The following is a 15,246-nucleotide window of genomic DNA, read 5'->3' on the forward strand; positions in this document are numbered from 1 at the left end:
GTCGTTCATCGCGATCGCTCTCTCTGGGACCACCGGCCGTATCTGCTTGCGATTGACGGTCTCCGTAACCACGGTGTTGGTGTTCCCGACCAACCGGGAGATGTTCTCGATCGGTGCGTCATGGGCGGAGAGCAGCGATACGAAGCTGTGCCGCAGCTCCCAAGGCGTCCACTCCTTGCCCACCAGGCCAGCGAGGTCGAGAACGACGCGGAAGTCGCGCCGGACGTTCCCCGCGCTGAGCGTTCATCGAACGCGACGACGTGCGGCCACGAAAGCTCTGCGGGTCACGCCGCCTTGAGGCGCTTCTGTTCCGCGGCCACGATTTGGCGCCGCAGTTCGGTCTCGGAGCCCGTGTCCACCGCGTCCGGCGTCGCGTTCGCCATGTCGCTGCGGCGCGCGTACTCGTCGAACGCCTCGCGCTTGTCCGCCAGCAGCTCGAGGACTCGCTGGTCGATGCTGTCCCCGCACAGCAGCCGGTGCACGTCCACGCGGCGCACCTGGCCCATCCGGTGCGCGCGGGCGATCGCCTGCTCCTCGATCGAGGGCGTCAGCTGCGGCTCGGCGATGATGATCACCGAGGCGGCCTGGATGTTCAGGCCCACGCCGCCCGCCTGGATCTGGGAGACCAGCACCGCAGCCCCCTTGGCGGCAGTGAACTCGTCCACCATCGCTTGGCGGTTCGTCGGCGGGATGTCCCCGGTCAGCGGGCCGATGACATGCACGCCGGGGACGCCATGACGCCCGGAGCCCAGTACCTGTGTCACCGTGTCCAGCACGTCGCGGAAGTACGAGAACACCACGACCTTGCGCCCGCCGTCCGCGGCCTCGCTGACGATCTCCACCAGCCGCCGGAGCTTCGGCGATCCCTTCACCGTCCCCGGGCCGAACGCCGCCCGGCGCATCGCCATGAAGTTCCCCGCGAGGACCGCCTTCTGGTACGCCCGCAGCGCCGGTCCCTCGAGTGCCACCCATTCCTGTGTCTCCAGCCGCGGCGGAAGTTCGCTGAGCACGTCTTCCTGGTTGCGCCGCAGGTAGACCGGTGCCACAGCCTCCCGGAACTTGGTGCCGTCCAGCGCCCCGTCCGGTATGTCCAGGTTCTCGGCGAGCTCCGGGCGCAGGTGCCCGACCAGCACTCGGAACTCCCCCACCTTGTTCTCCATCGGCGTCCCCGTCAGGAACAGCACCCGGCTGCTCCGCGCCGCCCATTCGCTGACCGCCTGCGTGCGAAGCGCAGTCGGGTTCTTCACGTAGTGCGCCTCGTCGACGACCATCATCGCCACAGAGACGTCCAGGTCCTCCGGCATGGCGCGCAGCACCTCGAATGTCGTGACCGCCACGCCACCCCTGGCCGCCCACTCCTGCTGGGTCGCCTCCCGCTTCTCGCCAGGCCCGTGCACGCGGCGGACCTCCAGCAGCGTGTGCCGCTCAACCTCGCGAGTCCAGTTGACGACCACGCTCGCCGGGCAGACGACCAGGAAGTGCGTCGCGCCCTTGGCCGCGAGGTGGCACATCGCGGCGAGCGACTGCATCGTCTTACCAAGGCCCATCTCGTCGCCGAGAATCACCCGCTCCTGAACCAGCGCGAACTTCGCGCCGAACAGCTGGTAGCCACGCAGCGAGGTCTTGAGGCGGGACTGGTCGAGGGGGAACACGCGGACCTGCTCGGCGATATCGGCGGGGAGGAATCCCTGACCGGCCTCTTTGACCGGGTCGAGCCCCCCAACCTCGATCAACAGGCCGTTGTAGATGACCGGGCGGGCGAGGTAATCGCTCCATAGCCGGGCAGCCCTCGGTGTCTTTCCGGCCTTCTCCAGCCGGGACTCGGCTGTGGACAGGCGCTTGCGTACCGCAGTGACTTTCTTGGAACTCAGGGTGGCGTCCAGCTGGACGAGTGCGTCACGAGCTTCCTGCCTCTTCCGCTTGGAGAATGTGAAGAGCATTCCCCAGCGGCTCGCGCCGCGTGCCGCAGGGCCGAGGTAACCCCCGAGCTCACCCGCCAGCGGGCCCGGGTCCGGGCCCTTCATCACGGACCTGGTGCGTTCGTAGCGGCGCAAGGCGGCGATGAGAGCGGTCTGCTCGGGGGTACGGGCGTCTGGTTCGATGCGGACGCGGGTGCTCTCCTCGACGGACTCCCGCATCTGCCATGCGGCGGCCATGATCCGCTTGGCCGTCTTCCGGCGTACTCGGGGGATTCGCCTGAGTGCTTCTGCGCCGGTCGTGAGGACCGCGCCGACTGTGTCGATGCCGGCGTCCCTGACGGGGGCGAACGTGACCCGGCCCTGGATAAGCTCCCGGAGCCGGTCCACCGGCATCGTGTCCAGTTCGCCGGTGACAAGCTGATCGCGCACCACCTCGTACGCCCGTCGCGCGATCTCGCGGGACTCCCCCGGCGCGGCCAGGACCGCCTCGATGGCGTCGTGGACCGCGCGGCCATCGGAGACGATAGCGCGGGCCGCCCTTCCCGCGCGGAGCTCGGCCTTCGCAGGCGCCGTTTCACTCGTCAGTTCCGCTGTGCGTGCCAAAGTGGTCGAGAGTCTACGCATCGGAACCGGCGATCGGCGCGAATTGCGAAGATGGAGGACATCGCGGACATGTTGGCTTCCGACGCGCGCTGGCGTCGGCGGATGCGTGCTCGCGCCAGTCAGCTTGCCGCAGGGGAGGCCGTCCCCGCGGGTAGACCATGGCGCGCGATCAGCCGCAGTCCTGCACGCCAACCCGACACCGCCGCCGAACACCGGCTCGTCGCCCGGCTCACCGACGCCCTGGAACGCGCCGACCTGGACGCCCTGATCGAACTGCTCGTCACCGACGTGAGACTTTCCATGCCCCCGGCCATGATGGAATATCGCGGCATCGAATCAGCGCGGCGCGTCTACGCCGCCGCCACCTTCCGCCCCGGCCGCGCCTACCGCGTGGTACCCACCCGCGCCAACGGCCAGCCCGCCATCGGCTTGTACCCGGCAGACCCCCACGCCGGTGTCTACCGCGCCTACTGTCTCCTGGTCATCACCACCGCCCCTGTCTACCCCTCACGGTGAACGCGCTGAGCTGTTGACCTGTCATGCTGGGCAAGGTCGATTCGATCCCTTGTTCCTTGGGGGTTTGATGCGTGCAGGCGTCGTGGTCACCGCGCACCCCGGTGTGGAGGACCTCGCCGTACAGGCCGAGGAACTGGGCCTGCACAGTTTCTGGGTCAACGACACCCCGATGGTCCACGGCGACCCCTTCGTCGCCTTGAGCCTGTGTGCGAAGGTCACCAGCCGCATCAGGCTCGGCATCGGCGTGACCTCACCGGCGCTGCGCTCGGCCCCGGCCGCCGCGAGCGGGTTCGCCAGCCTCAACGCCCTGGCGCCGGGCCGGATCATCTGCGGAGTCGGCACCGGAAACACCGCCCGGCGCACGCTGGGCATGCGGCCGACCACGGCGGCCACGCTGGAGAACTTCACCGCCGCACTGCAGGACCTGTGCGCCGGACGCGCCATCGAGTACCACGAAGGTGACCGGGTCCGTGACGTCCGTTTCCTGCACGCCGGAGCGCACGTGAACACGGCAGACCCGATCGAGTTCGTCGTGGCCGCGCTGGGGCCGAAGGCCGCCGCCGTCGCCGGCCGCCGCGGCACCGGCCTCATCTCCTTCGGCCTGCTGGACCCCACCGCCTGGCACGCGCTGCACGACGCCCGCCGCCACGCGGCCCACGGCACACCCCGCGACCCCGAATCCCGTACGGACTCCTACGTGGTCACCGCGCTGCACATACTCGACGAGAAGGAGGATCCCCACGGCGACGCGGCCCGGGACGCGACCGGCCACCTCGTCCTGTCCCTGCTGGCCTTCGCCGCCGACACCGCAGCCGACACACCCGCCTTCGCCGAGCAACTCGGCCCCGCCGAACGCGCAGCGATGCAGCGACTCCTCGACCGACGCGGCACCACCGCCACCGCGCCCGACCGGCACACCAAGCTCTACCCGGGCTACCTCGGACGCATCGCACCCCAGGACCGCGACCTGATCCTGCCCTCGCTGATGAACACCCTGGCCTTGGTCGGCACCCGCGACGACCTCCGCGCCCGCATCGCCACCCTGGAACAGGCCGGCATCGACGAACTCCTCATCCAGCCGGTGATCGACCCACCCACCGAGATGGCCCAGCTCGCGAAACTCCTCACCTGAGCGGACCTGCGGACCGCGCGCACGCGTGGAGACACACGAATCCCTGCCGGTGGACGGGACGGAACGCTACGGGGACCGCGTCGGCGAGGGAGCCGCGCCTCAGATGTGGCTCCTGCGACGCAACCGTGCCCTCCGGACGATGACCAGCCCACCCGCACCGGCCGCCGTCACCAGTGCGCCACCGACCGCCCAGGCAGTGATGTTCCCGCCGCTGCGGTGGCCGCCCGTACGGGCTGCGGCGGGCGTCGCGTGCCTGGTGCCACAGTCGCCCGTGCCAGGCCGGGCGGGTCCGACCCGGAAACGCGCCCACACGTGGCGGTCGTACATCTCTCGCTTGCGACCGTTCCTGTACCGGTAGACGGCGTACAGCCCAGGTTCGGCGTCGCAGCGGATGGTGGCAGTCGTGGTGAGGACCGCTTTCGCTCCGCGCAGTACAGGGGCGTCAGCGAAGGCCGGGGAGACCAGGATCAGTTCGCCGTCGTGTCCTTCGTCATCGTTGTCGGTGACCAGGATGCGGTCACCGGGACGGAAGCTCCGCACGTCCCAGTCTGATTGTGGCCACGGCCGGTCAGCGGGCCACTGTTCTTCCTGCGGATCGGGAGGCAGCTTCTTCACCTTCGCGCGGCACTGTTCCCTTACGGCCTCATCGACCGAGGGAACACGAACCTTGGCCCAACGTGCGGGAGTCGCCGCATTGCCCGCGCTGATCCCGACGGGATAAGTGCCGGGCTCGGCGTCACACTTGATGGTCACCACGGTGGTCAGAACCGGGTTGTGCATTCGAATTATCCCGGGCTTGACGAACACCGCCGAGACGACCTTGTCGTGATTGTTACCGACGATCCGCCCCGCGTCCATGGTCACGGTGAGCGAATCACCGGGGCGGGCAACGCGGACCACGCCGAAGGCCAGCGGTGGAGGTTCGAAAGATGCGATAGCGACCGAACCTAGCGTAACCGGAAGGGACAGCACCGCCGCGATGGTCGCGCTGGAATGCCTCATGATCATCCCACTTCCGTAAACGAAGATATGACGCTAGCGTCACGTATCGTGTCGAGCTTACGGCGGCCGACGGGGGCGTTGCCTTGTTCTGCCACCGCACCAGGGAGTCAATATTGCGTTCTCGATGGTTCCCGATACTGAGCGTGAGCGTATGCGCGAGCATTTTGCTAAGTATCGGGCCGGCCAGGGCCGCGATCAGCACCGCGTCGCCACCCACCCCAACGGCCTCGGCACCCGCCACCGCCACGAAACCACCGGTGCGGAAACCGAAGACGCAACGGCCCGGCGCCTCCCCGCCTGCATCGGTCCCCGCACCATCGGCCATGCCGGGCAACGGGAAACCGAGCAGGGATGACGGGGCGACGCTTCGTGAGGACGAGAAGTACTGGACGGCCGAGCGGATGGCCAAAGCCGTCCCTGTCGATGCTCAGCGCGGCACCGCCTCAGCCGCTCACCGGCGCCTGGCACCCCCGCCACCGGACACCGAAACGGGCACGTATTACGGCGGCATACCGCAGGTGGGCACGTTTTTCTTCAATGATCCGGAAACGGGCGATACGCACTGCACTGGCAGTGTCGTGCACAGCGACAAGCACGACCTGGTACTGACCGCCGGACACTGCGGCGTCGGCATCGCGAGAGCCGCACATGCGATCTTCGTTCCCCAGTACCGATACCCCAAGACCGCTGCCGATCAGCCCCACGGCGTCTTCCCGGTGAAGAAGACCTACCTCGACCCCCGGTATCAGGCGAACACCAAAGCGGCCGTGTCCGATCTGGACCTGGCGTTCGTCCGCGTCGGCGCCAACGACAAGGGCGATGCCGAGGAGGTCGTCGGGGCACTGACCTTCACACCAACGACCAGCTTCAACCACAACGTCCGCGTCATCGGCTACCCCGGCAGCCATAACTCCCAGCACCAGGCGTTGTACTGCGATGTCGCCACGTCGCGGCTGTCGGGCTTTCGGCAGATGAAGATGCTGTGCAAAGGCTTCTACGGAGGTGTGTCGGGCGGCCCGTGGATCGAGGACGGCAACAAGGTCATAGGAAACGTCGGCGGCTACAACGGCGGCGGTAACGACGCCGACGACGACTGGATCACCTACGCGCCGATCTACGGCAAGGACGCCGTGGACCTCTACAACGACGCCAACGCCGACCGTGCTCCAGGCCCGAAGCCGCCGTACAATCCGCCAGGCGACAGCCCCAAGCTGCCCGGCGGAGGCGGTCTGTGGAAACACGCCAAGCTGATGGCCTCCGGTGACTTCTCTGGAACCGGGCACAGCGACCTGTTGGTGATCTGGTCCGACGGCGAGGTCACCCTCTATCCCGGCGATGGCAAGGGAGGGTTCAACCCCGAACGGCAGTTGCTGGCGCCGAGCGAACTGTGGACCCATCCCGAGACCATCACCGGAGGCGACTTCGCCGGCGGCAACCAGTTCGACCTGTTGGTCCGATGGTCCGACGGCGAGGTCACCCTCTATCCGGACGTGGGCACCCGCGGGCTGAACAACGACGGCACACAGATGGCCCCCAAAGGCTCCGTCTGGAAGGACGCCGTCCAGATCGCCGCCGGCCGTTTCGTGGCCGACAGTTACGTCACCGACCTGGTCGTACGCTGGATCGACGGTGAACTCACTCTCTACGGTCACGTCGGCGCCGGCACCTTCGGGCAGGAGACCCAGCTCGAACCGCCCAACGGCACCTGGAGGAACGCCACCCTGCTCACCAGCGGCCAGTTCGCCGGCAACCAGAAATGGGACCTGATGGTCCGGTGGGTCGACGGCGAACTCGACAACTACGTGGGCACGAACGCCTCCGGCCTCGGCACCGAACAGCGCATCTACGACCCCAACAAGCTGTGGACCCACGACACGGTCATGTCCACCGGTGGCTACACGGCCAACGGCCTGGCCGACGACCTCATCATCAGGTGGTCCGACGGCGAGACGACGATGTACGTCGACACCCGTGCCGACCGCATCGGTACCGAGGTCATGCTCGTACCACCGGAATGACCGGCGGACTCGGCGGCTCGTCCTGGCCGGGCGTACGGGACGTCACGGTCGCCCCGACGTCGCAGCCGAGTTCGCCCGGCCCGGGCGGCTCGCCAGGGCAGATCAACGTGAAGACGGCGACGCAGGACCTCTGCCGGTGAACGCGGCCGTCCACGACAAAAGCCCCATTAGTCCGCAAAAGCGGCATTTGACCACTAGCCTGCCAATGGGATGTCAGGTTCGGCACCAGCGAGGCCGTACGAGGCTGGGAAGAGCTCTGCCGCCTAGCCTTGGCGAACACCCGCCGATGCCTGGACGCCTTGCGTGCCGAACCACGTTCCCGCACCAATCACGATCGACAGCACCGGCTTCGCGGAGATCTGGCAACGCACCGGCACAACGGTCACGAATGCGCATCAGCCTCCTCGTAGGTCTCGTCGCCAGCGGGTTGGTGGCGTGCCGTAGCGGTTCTTGAACGCGCGGCTGAATGCCGCCTCCGACGTGTAGCCGACCCTCTGCGCGATGAGCGCGACCGGAAGGGAGGTGTCGCGCAGCAGGTCGGTGGCGGCGTCCAGGCGTACGTGCGCGAGATAGGCGGCCGGCGGCATCCCGACGCGAGCGACGAACCGCGCGGCGAACGACGACCGGGAAAGGTTGCACGCTCGGGCCAGCTCCTCGACCATCCAGTCGTGGCCGGGGTCTCGGTGGATGGCGCTCAAGGCCAGACCGATCTGCGGGTCGAGCGCACCGGGCAGCCAGTTCGGTTCGGCGTCCGTGCCGGCGGCCCAGGCGCGCAGAATCTGGATGAAGATCAGATCGAGGATGCGGGCGACCATCACCGCCGATCCTTGAGAGGGCGATTGCATCTCGAGTACGAGCATCCTGCGGGCGACTTCGAGCCCCTCGAGCGCTGGGCCGTGGGCGCCACGCAGGATGATCACGGCCGGGAGGCTCCCGAGCAGGTGGCTCGCCCGCGGGTCGCCGATCGTGAATGTTCCGCAGAGCCAGCGCGCCGGCCCTGGTGCGTCGTTCTCGGCCGCGCCGGCACGCACGGTGGATTGCACGCGCTTGCCCGCGTCGCTGATGTGGTGCGGGTCGCCGCGTGGGAGCAGGACGACATCGCCGCGGCTTACGTGCTCGGCGTGCGGGTCTCCGTCGACCCGAAGCACGAGTTCGCCCTCTTCGATGATGTGCAGGCTGCCGATATCGACGAAGCCGATCGAGAAAGTCCGCGGCGGAGCGTACGCGACGATCCGTTCTCCGCTCAGACGGACCCTCCGGAGCAACTCCGAGAGCAAATCGTGCGACTGGCTATCTGCGTCGAGGCCGAGCGCGGCATCCTCAAGCGCCGACGGATCGGCAAGCTCATGCGGCGATCCGAGCAAATCCGCTGACGTCGCTGGACGATCAGCAAAGTTTCCCGGCGGAGCGGTCATGGTCGCTGCCCATTCCTCTAACTACGATCAACAAACAGTGAGTGGGGCCAACAAACGGCAGGATTTTGGACCACGCTGGGCGCTCTGTCATGTGCCGACTTCTTCTATCCGAGAAGCGGCCGTGCTAGCGAAAGTTCGCCTGACGTCATCGCCCAAGCTTGGGCCTGCTCGCTTGTATCGACCGAGACTAACAACCAGGAGATCGTCCATGACGGAAAAGCCGACCAAAATCAGCTTCGTCTATTCCAACCCCACCGACCCGGACGCCTTCGAGGCAGCTTACTCCGAGCAGCTCGCGCTGGCGCGCAAGCTCCCCGGCCTGACCCGGCTGCAGACGTCGAAGGTCTGGCCCAAGGAGGACGGCAGCCCGACTCCGGCGTACCGGCTGTTGGACCTGTACTTCGCCGACTACGCGGCGGCCAGCGCCGCCGCCGCGGAGGCGGGTCCCCTCGTCGCCGCCACCCGCGAGCACGCCACCGGGGGCGTTGTGATCGCATTCGCGGAAGTCCTCGAGGACGCCTAGGCCGAACAGGACGGATTTCAGTCCCGTCGTCACTGCGGTGACCAATGGCCGGGAGGGGGCAGGTCCCCCTCCCGGCCCACCCCCACACGCTTCAGACTTCGGCGGCGATCACCGAGGGAAGGCGTTGATGCAGGCGTAAGCCGCCCCCTCGCAGGATCTTGAGACTAGACCCCGCGGCGCATGCTGCGGGTGCCGAGAAAGAGCCCGACGGCCGCGAGGGCACAGGCGGCGATCAGGCCGTACAGGGCAGAAAGATCGGCGAGCTTACCGGCGAAGAGAGCGCGCTCGGCGCGTACGAGGTAGGCGATCGGGTTCAGCTTGGCGATGGCCCGTAGCCATTCGGGACCGTCCTCGATCGGCAGCAGCACGCCGGAGAGGAGAAGCAACGGATACGTCAGCACCTGGGTGACGGTCCAGAAGAGGGTGCCGTTGGGTCGGGCGGCGATCGCGAGCGCGAAGGACAGGCCGCTCAGACCGATGCCGAATATCACGAGCAGCGCCAGCCCGGCCAGCGCGCCTGCGGGGTAGAGCCGAAATCCCAGGGGTAGGGCCAGTGCGACGATGAGCGTGGCCTGTACGAGGAGGATCACCGACTCCTTCATGGTCCGGCCGATCAGCATCGCGGTGCGGCTGAGGGGCGTGACCATCATCCGCTCGGTCGCACCGCCGATCAGTTCGACCAGCAGGGAATGCCCAGCCGCCATCGGACCGAACAGGCCCATCATGACCAGGATGCCGGGCGCGAACCACTGCCAGGAAGAACCGTTGGAGGCGCCGTATCCGCTCGCACCCTTCAGTAGCCAGCCGAACAGGAACATGAACAAAAGAGGCTGGGTCATCGAGAACATCAGACTGAGTGGCTGGCGTAGTTCGGGGGTGAATTCGCGGGAGAACACGATCGCGCTGTCTCGAAAGAACTTGACCATGCTGCGGCTCTCCGCCCTAGGAATGGTTGCCGTCGTCTTGATCGGTCTCGTCGCCTTCGCGCAGGCTGCGTCCAGTGAGGGTCAGGAATACGTCGTCCAAAGTGGACCGCCGGGTCTCGGCGGTGACGGCATCGATGCCGACGGCGTCGAGCGTGCGCAGGTACTCGGGTAGCGCGGTTTCGGCGCGGGGTACGCGGAGCCGGACGGTCGTCGCGTCGGTCTCCACCGCGGCGACCGCGGGCATCCGTTCGGCGACCACGGTGGCGGTCGCCGCCTCCGTCGGATCGGCGACGGTGACCACGACCTGGTCGCCGGCGAGTTCGCGCTTCAGCCCCTCGGCCGTACCGTCGGCGATGATCCGGCCGCGGTCGATGATCAGCACCCGCTCGGCCATCCGGTCGGCCTCGTCAAGGTAGTGGGTGGTCAGGAAGAGGGTCATGCCGTGTTGTTCGCGCAGGCGCAGGACGTGCTCCCACAGGTTGGCGCGACTCTGCGGATCGAGACCGGTGGAGGGCTCGTCCAGGAACAGCAGCCGGGGATGGTGGAGCAGGCACATGGCCACGTCCACCCGCCGACGTTGCCCGCCGGAGAGGGTTGCCGGCTTACGGGCGGCCAGCGGCTGCAGATCCAGGAGATGAAGCGCCTCGTCGGCGCGCTGACGAGCGTACGCCCTGCTCAGGCCGTAGCTGCGCGCCTGAGTGATCAACTCGTCTCGAACCAGGAAGTTCTCGCCCGCGCTGCTCTTCTGCCCGACGTAGCCGATGGCCGAACGCACCCGGGTGGGATCGGTCAGGACATCGTGGCCCGCGACGCGCACCCGGCCGGAGGTCGGCGGAAGCAGGGTGGTGAGCATGCGCAGCAACGTCGACTTCCCCGCGCCGTTGGGCCCGAGGAGTGCCACCAGTTCACCGGGCTCGACCTGGAGGTCGATGCCCCGGACGGCTTCGATGGTTCGCTTTCTCACCCGGAAGTGCCGGGCGAGACCTTCGGCGTGGATCATCAGCACCCCTCGTCGACTTTATGGAACATCGATGTTCCATAAGGGGACGCTAGCGTTCCAGATGAAGATCGGCAACTGTAAGCTGTCCGAAATGAGCGGCACCGCAAACACGCAGGCGGGAACTCGCAACCGCACGCGCCGCGCCATCCTGAGCGCGGCCTCCTCAGTGCTCGCCCGCAACTGGTCGGCGACACTCGCCGAGATCGCCGATGCCGCCGAGGTCGGCCGGACCACCCTGCACCGCTACTTCCCGGACCGGGAAACGCTGATCAAAGCCGCGGTGGACGACTCGGTCGAGATGATCACGGCATCCACCACCGAGGCCGCGATCGAACACGGACCGCCACTGGAGGCCATGCGCCGGCTGGTGGCGGCGATGGTCGAGGTCGGCGACCGGCTGATGTTCGTGTTCGGCGATCCGCGCGTGCTGGAGACCTACGGGGCGACCAAGACCGACGCACCACTAGAGGACGCGGTGGTCTCGCTCATCCGGCGGGGACAGGATGAGGGGGTATTCGACCCGGAGGTGAGCCCCGTCTGGATCAGGCACGCGCTCTGGGCACTGGTTTACACCGGTCTTGAGGAGGCGGAAAGCGGACGCCTACCCCGCCACGGCGTCACCGCGACGGTCATCCGCACCTTCGAAAATGGAATCATGCTGCGTCGATCGAACGAGGGCCGAGCGCTGCATGGTTGAGCAGATGCCCTAGCTCGATCCCGCGTACACCACGTCGACCCAGTAGTTGGTGGACTGGTAGGTCCCTGTGGGGAACGCGCTCGTGGCGCCGTAGGCGTACACACCGTTCCCGCCGTAGGAGTTGTACGCCTGCCACGTGGCGTCAGACGTCTGCACCAGAAGGTCCGAGTGACGCGTGTCGTCCCTGACGACGAAGACCATATGACCGGCCTCACCGGTCACGTCTTGACGCACCAGCTTCGCGATGTAGACGCCGGAGACCGCGCTTATCGAGTTAAGGCCTCCAAGCAAGTAACACGCACGGGCATGAAGAGCTAAAGTCCGCACTAAAAAAACCCATTAACTGGAGCCTTTGTTGATCGAATGAACGCACATTTGCTACCGCTCTAAGCGCACACATCGTCGCATGTCATGACGGCTCACAGCCGAGTGCTGACATTCGTACGATATTTCACGCCCTGATCGTGGCTGTGCGAGTTCCGGCACGAGGATTTGAGGAGTTGTGTCACATGTCGATGTTCCGTCGCAACGCATCCAATGACGCGGTCGGCTCGACCACGCCAGAGCGCGGGGTGAATGCTCAGCAGCGTCCAGGAACTCTGGAACCGGCAGCGAACCGCAGCAGCGTACGCCCCTGGAACGCGACCGTGGATGATGCAGAACGCCCGCCTAGCTCACGAAGCATCGCTCGTTCCTGGCTGTCCGCCGCGCTGACAGCCCTGCTTCTGATGGGTGCCATCGTCATGACACCAGGAAGTGCTCAAGCACAGTCGGTGAGTATCGGTAATGCAGCGCCGTTCGCGGTCCTGGCCGGATCAAACGTCACCAACACCAACCTCACCCGGGTCATCGGAGACCTCGGGACGAGTCCCGGCTCTACGGTCACCGGTTTCCCGCCCGGCACCATCAACGGCACCATCCACGCCGGCGACTCCACCGCGGCCAACGCCAAAGCCGACGTCGTCACCGCCTACAACAACCTCACCGCGATGACACCGAACGCCACCTTGCCCGCAGAACTAGGCAACACCACCAGAACCCCCGGCGTCTACGACTCCACCACCGGCGACTTCCAGATCAACGGAACCCTCACCCTGGACGCCCAAGCCAACCCCGACGCCATCTTCGTCTTCAAAGCCACCACCCTCACCACCGCCATGTCCAGCACCATCACCCTCACCGGAGGCGCCCAGGCCAACAACCTCTACTGGGCCATCAGCGACTCCGCCACCCTCAACACCTTCACCACCTTCCGCGGCAACCTCATCGCCAACAACGCCATCAACGTCAACAGCCGAGCCAACCCCATCGGCCACCTGTTCACCCTCAACAACGCCATCACCATCACCGGCGCCACCAGCCAACCCCCCACCCTCATCCAACTCCCCGACGACCGCCCCACCACCACCACACTCACCTCCAACAACAACCCCGCCAGAACCGGAGAACCGGTCACCCTCACCGCGACCGTCCAGCAAAACAGCGGAACCCTCACCCCCCAAGGAAACGTCGCCTTCAAAGACGGCAACACCACCATCGGCACCGCCTTCTTCTACAGCACCACCCAACCCGCCACCCTCACCACCAGCACCCTGACCGCCGGCCAACACAACCTCACCGCCGTCTACCTCGGCGGAACCACCTTCGACGGAGAACAACCCATCCACTGGGCCCCCAGCACCTCACCCACCACCAACGAAACCGTATCCACCAGTTTGTGGACGAGTACCGACGTTCCGGATGTCCCGTCTCACAACGACGCGTCGGCGGTCACACTGGGTGTCAAATTCACGGCGTCGACGAGCGGGACCGTGACAGGTATCCGGTTCTACAAAGGTTCACTGAACACCGGAACTCACGTGGGAAGTCTGTGGAGTGCGAGCGGGACGCTGCTGGCGAATGCGACCTTCACCGGCGAGTCGGCATCGGGCTGGCAGCAAGTGAACTTCACGGCACCGGTGGCGGTGACGGCGAACACTACGTATATCGCTTCCTATTTCACATCCTCGGGATTTTATTCTGTGACGCGGCCGTATTTCACCAGTGCGTACACCAACGCTCCTTTGACCGCGCCGGCCAGCGCCGATTCCGGCGGGAACGGCGTGTACGCCTACGGCGCCACGAACGCCTTCCCCACGGGGACCTACCAGCTCACCAACTACTGGGTCGACGTGGTGTTCGTGCCGGCATCGGCCTCAGCCAAGAAGGCCTGCGCCAAGAGGCGGCATCGCGGCTAGGGCAGAAGAGGGCTCCAGACGAGGGGAAGACTCGCGACGCCGACCAGTCCGGCCGGCCAGAGGGCCGCTGGGCGAACACCGTCGGCGAGTTGGTAGCCGGGGATGAGGCGGTGCCATTCCTCCAGGACCGCCTTCATCTCCAGCCGTGCGAGATGAGCCCCGAGACAGAAGTGCGGCCCGGTGCCGAAGGCCAGATGAGGCTGGCGGCGGTGGAAGTCGATGGTGTCGGGCTCGGAATGCTCCGAGGGGTCTCGGTCGGCGACCGCGACGGCGACATGGACGGAGGAACCCGCGGTGACCCGGTGGCCGCCCAGCTCCACGTCCTCAACAGCCACGCGGGGAAGGGTCAGGATCGGGCCGTCGATACGCAGGAGTTCCTCGATCGCGTCGGGGATCGTGCCCGGGTCGTCGACGAGCTGCTGCCGTAAGTCCGGCCGGGTGGCCAGGATCGCGAAGGCGTTCGACAGGGCGTCGGTCACGGTGTCGAGCCCCGCGAGGACGAATTGGAAACACATGCCAAGGAGCTCATGGTCGGTGAGGCGGTCGTCGCCGGTGTCGGCGAGGAGGACGGCCAGCAGGTCGTTCCCGCCGCCCTCCGCGCGGCGCGCCGCGATGTGCTCGACCAGATAGCCGAAAAGCTCATGGGCGGCCTTGGCGACGGCCTCGGAAGGAGCCTCGGCTCCGAACTCAGGAGACGAGCTGAGGATGGCGTCCTTCCAGGCGATCAGGCGATCACGGTCGGCGAGCGGCAGTCCGAACATCGTCAGGAACACCTGCGCCGGCAGCGGTACGGCGATGCTCGAGACGAAGTCGCAGCGGCCCGCGTCTGCGACATCGCCGACCAGCCTGACGGCGAGCGCCCTGACCTCGGGCTCCATCGCCCTGATCCGGCGCGGGCTGAAGTGAGGTTGGAGCAGGCGCCTGTAGCGAGTGTGCTCGGGCGGGTCGAACGCGATCGGCAGCATCGGCACCGGGCTGCCGGCACTCTCGTAGGCCCGCTTGGAGGAGAAGAGCTCCGGATGCCGCAGGACGTACTCGGCCGTCTCCCGTGAGATGGCCGCCACCCCGGTGGTGATCCTGGTGACCGGTCCCCGCTCGCGAATCCTGGCGTAGGCGGTGTCCCGGTCCTCGCTCACCGGGAGCCTTTCGATTGAAAGAGGCTGCTGGACGCCGGCTTCACCATGGTCGGTCATCGGGAGGGTCCTCACTGCCGCCGAAGCCCCGGATCCGACAAATCTAACAAGCGACCGATTGACCG

General features: G+C 66.9%; 15 protein-coding genes. 8 read left to right on the top strand and 7 right to left on the bottom strand.

Annotated elements, in window-relative coordinates; genetic code table 11:
• Positions 1-284: 284 nt before the first annotated feature.
• On the bottom strand, positions 285-2,522 hold the full coding sequence (locus tag ACYVF7_RS56630; RefSeq protein WP_460356552.1) for a DEAD/DEAH box helicase: 2,238 nt from the start codon (positions 2,520-2,522) through the stop codon (positions 285-287).
• 51 nt (positions 2,523-2,573) lie between these two features.
• Here ACYVF7_RS56630 and ACYVF7_RS56635 point away from each other — a divergent pair, with 51 nt between their 5' ends.
• Positions 2,574-3,038 carry a hypothetical protein gene (locus ACYVF7_RS56635; protein ID WP_460356554.1) on the top strand — a complete coding sequence of 155 codons (465 nt, stop codon included), beginning with the start codon at positions 2,574-2,576 and terminating at the stop codon, positions 3,036-3,038.
• Between the two features lie 67 nt (positions 3,039-3,105).
• Positions 3,106-4,170 (top strand): LLM class flavin-dependent oxidoreductase, encoded by a 1,065-nt coding sequence (locus ACYVF7_RS56640; protein ID WP_460356557.1) that lies wholly within the window; start codon positions 3,106-3,108, stop codon positions 4,168-4,170.
• A 99-nt stretch (positions 4,171-4,269) separates the two neighbouring features.
• Here the strand turns inward: ACYVF7_RS56640 and ACYVF7_RS56645 are convergent, their stop codons facing one another.
• Positions 4,270-5,034 (bottom strand): hypothetical protein, encoded by a 765-nt coding sequence (locus ACYVF7_RS56645; protein ID WP_460356558.1) that lies wholly within the window; start codon positions 5,032-5,034, stop codon positions 4,270-4,272.
• Positions 5,035-5,323: 289 nt separating this feature from the next.
• On the opposite strand from ACYVF7_RS56645, the gene ACYVF7_RS56650 reads away from it, so the two are divergent.
• From ACYVF7_RS56650 to ACYVF7_RS56660, 3 genes are read left to right on the top strand one after another with little or no spacing between them, the layout of a single operon-like run.
• Entirely contained in the window at positions 5,324-5,527 is a 204-nt protein-coding gene (locus ACYVF7_RS56650; RefSeq protein ID WP_460356560.1) for a hypothetical protein, read from the top strand.
• A gap of 46 nt (positions 5,528-5,573) precedes the next feature.
• Entirely contained in the window at positions 5,574-7,190 is a 1,617-nt protein-coding gene (locus ACYVF7_RS56655; protein WP_460358603.1) for a trypsin-like serine peptidase, read from the top strand.
• Positions 7,187-7,330, top strand: a complete 144-nt coding sequence (locus ACYVF7_RS56660; RefSeq protein ID WP_460356562.1) for a hypothetical protein — start codon at positions 7,187-7,189, stop codon at positions 7,328-7,330. Before ACYVF7_RS56655 ends, ACYVF7_RS56660 begins: the two co-directional genes overlap by 4 nt.
• Before the next feature lie 255 nt (positions 7,331-7,585).
• Here the strand turns inward: ACYVF7_RS56660 and ACYVF7_RS56665 are convergent, their stop codons facing one another.
• Complete coding sequence (locus ACYVF7_RS56665) at positions 7,586-8,605, bottom strand: AraC family transcriptional regulator (protein WP_460356565.1); 1,020 nt, start codon at positions 8,603-8,605, stop codon at positions 7,586-7,588.
• A gap of 208 nt (positions 8,606-8,813) precedes the next feature.
• Here ACYVF7_RS56665 and ACYVF7_RS56670 point away from each other — a divergent pair, with 208 nt between their 5' ends.
• Positions 8,814-9,128 carry an EthD family reductase gene (locus tag ACYVF7_RS56670; RefSeq protein ID WP_460356567.1) on the top strand — a complete coding sequence of 105 codons (315 nt, stop codon included), beginning with the start codon at positions 8,814-8,816 and terminating at the stop codon, positions 9,126-9,128.
• 164 nt (positions 9,129-9,292) lie between these two features.
• Here the strand turns inward: ACYVF7_RS56670 and ACYVF7_RS56675 are convergent, their stop codons facing one another.
• Both ACYVF7_RS56675 and ACYVF7_RS56680 read right to left on the bottom strand, forming a co-directional pair.
• A complete protein-coding gene (locus ACYVF7_RS56675; RefSeq protein ID WP_460356569.1) occupies positions 9,293-10,054 on the bottom strand; it encodes an ABC transporter permease in 762 nt (253 codons plus the stop codon).
• A 16-nt stretch (positions 10,055-10,070) separates the two neighbouring features.
• A complete protein-coding gene (locus ACYVF7_RS56680) occupies positions 10,071-11,054 on the bottom strand; it encodes an ATP-binding cassette domain-containing protein (RefSeq protein ID WP_460356570.1) in 984 nt (327 codons plus the stop codon).
• 61 nt (positions 11,055-11,115) lie between these two features.
• Between ACYVF7_RS56680 and ACYVF7_RS56685 the strand changes: the two genes are divergently transcribed.
• Entirely contained in the window at positions 11,116-11,751 is a 636-nt protein-coding gene (locus ACYVF7_RS56685) for a TetR/AcrR family transcriptional regulator (RefSeq protein ID WP_460356572.1), read from the top strand.
• Positions 11,752-11,760: 9 nt separating this feature from the next.
• On the opposite strand, the gene ACYVF7_RS56690 is transcribed toward ACYVF7_RS56685, so the two are convergent.
• Positions 11,761-12,078: a N,N-dimethylformamidase beta subunit family domain-containing protein gene (locus ACYVF7_RS56690; RefSeq protein WP_460356573.1), complete on the bottom strand. Its 318-nt coding sequence runs from the start codon at positions 12,076-12,078 to the stop codon at positions 11,761-11,763.
• Between the two features lie 182 nt (positions 12,079-12,260).
• Between ACYVF7_RS56690 and ACYVF7_RS56695 the strand changes: the two genes are divergently transcribed.
• The gene (locus ACYVF7_RS56695; protein ID WP_460356575.1) at positions 12,261-13,988 is read left to right on the top strand and encodes a DUF4082 domain-containing protein; all 1,728 of its coding nucleotides are present in this window, start codon (positions 12,261-12,263) and stop codon (positions 13,986-13,988) included.
• Here ACYVF7_RS56695 and ACYVF7_RS56700 read toward each other — a convergent pair.
• On the bottom strand, positions 13,985-15,124 hold the full coding sequence (locus ACYVF7_RS56700) for a cytochrome P450 (protein WP_460356577.1): 1,140 nt from the start codon (positions 15,122-15,124) through the stop codon (positions 13,985-13,987). The genes ACYVF7_RS56695 and ACYVF7_RS56700 overlap by 4 nt on opposite strands.
• Positions 15,125-15,246 lie beyond the last annotated feature (122 nt).

This window comes from Actinoallomurus acanthiterrae (assembly GCF_054775715.1).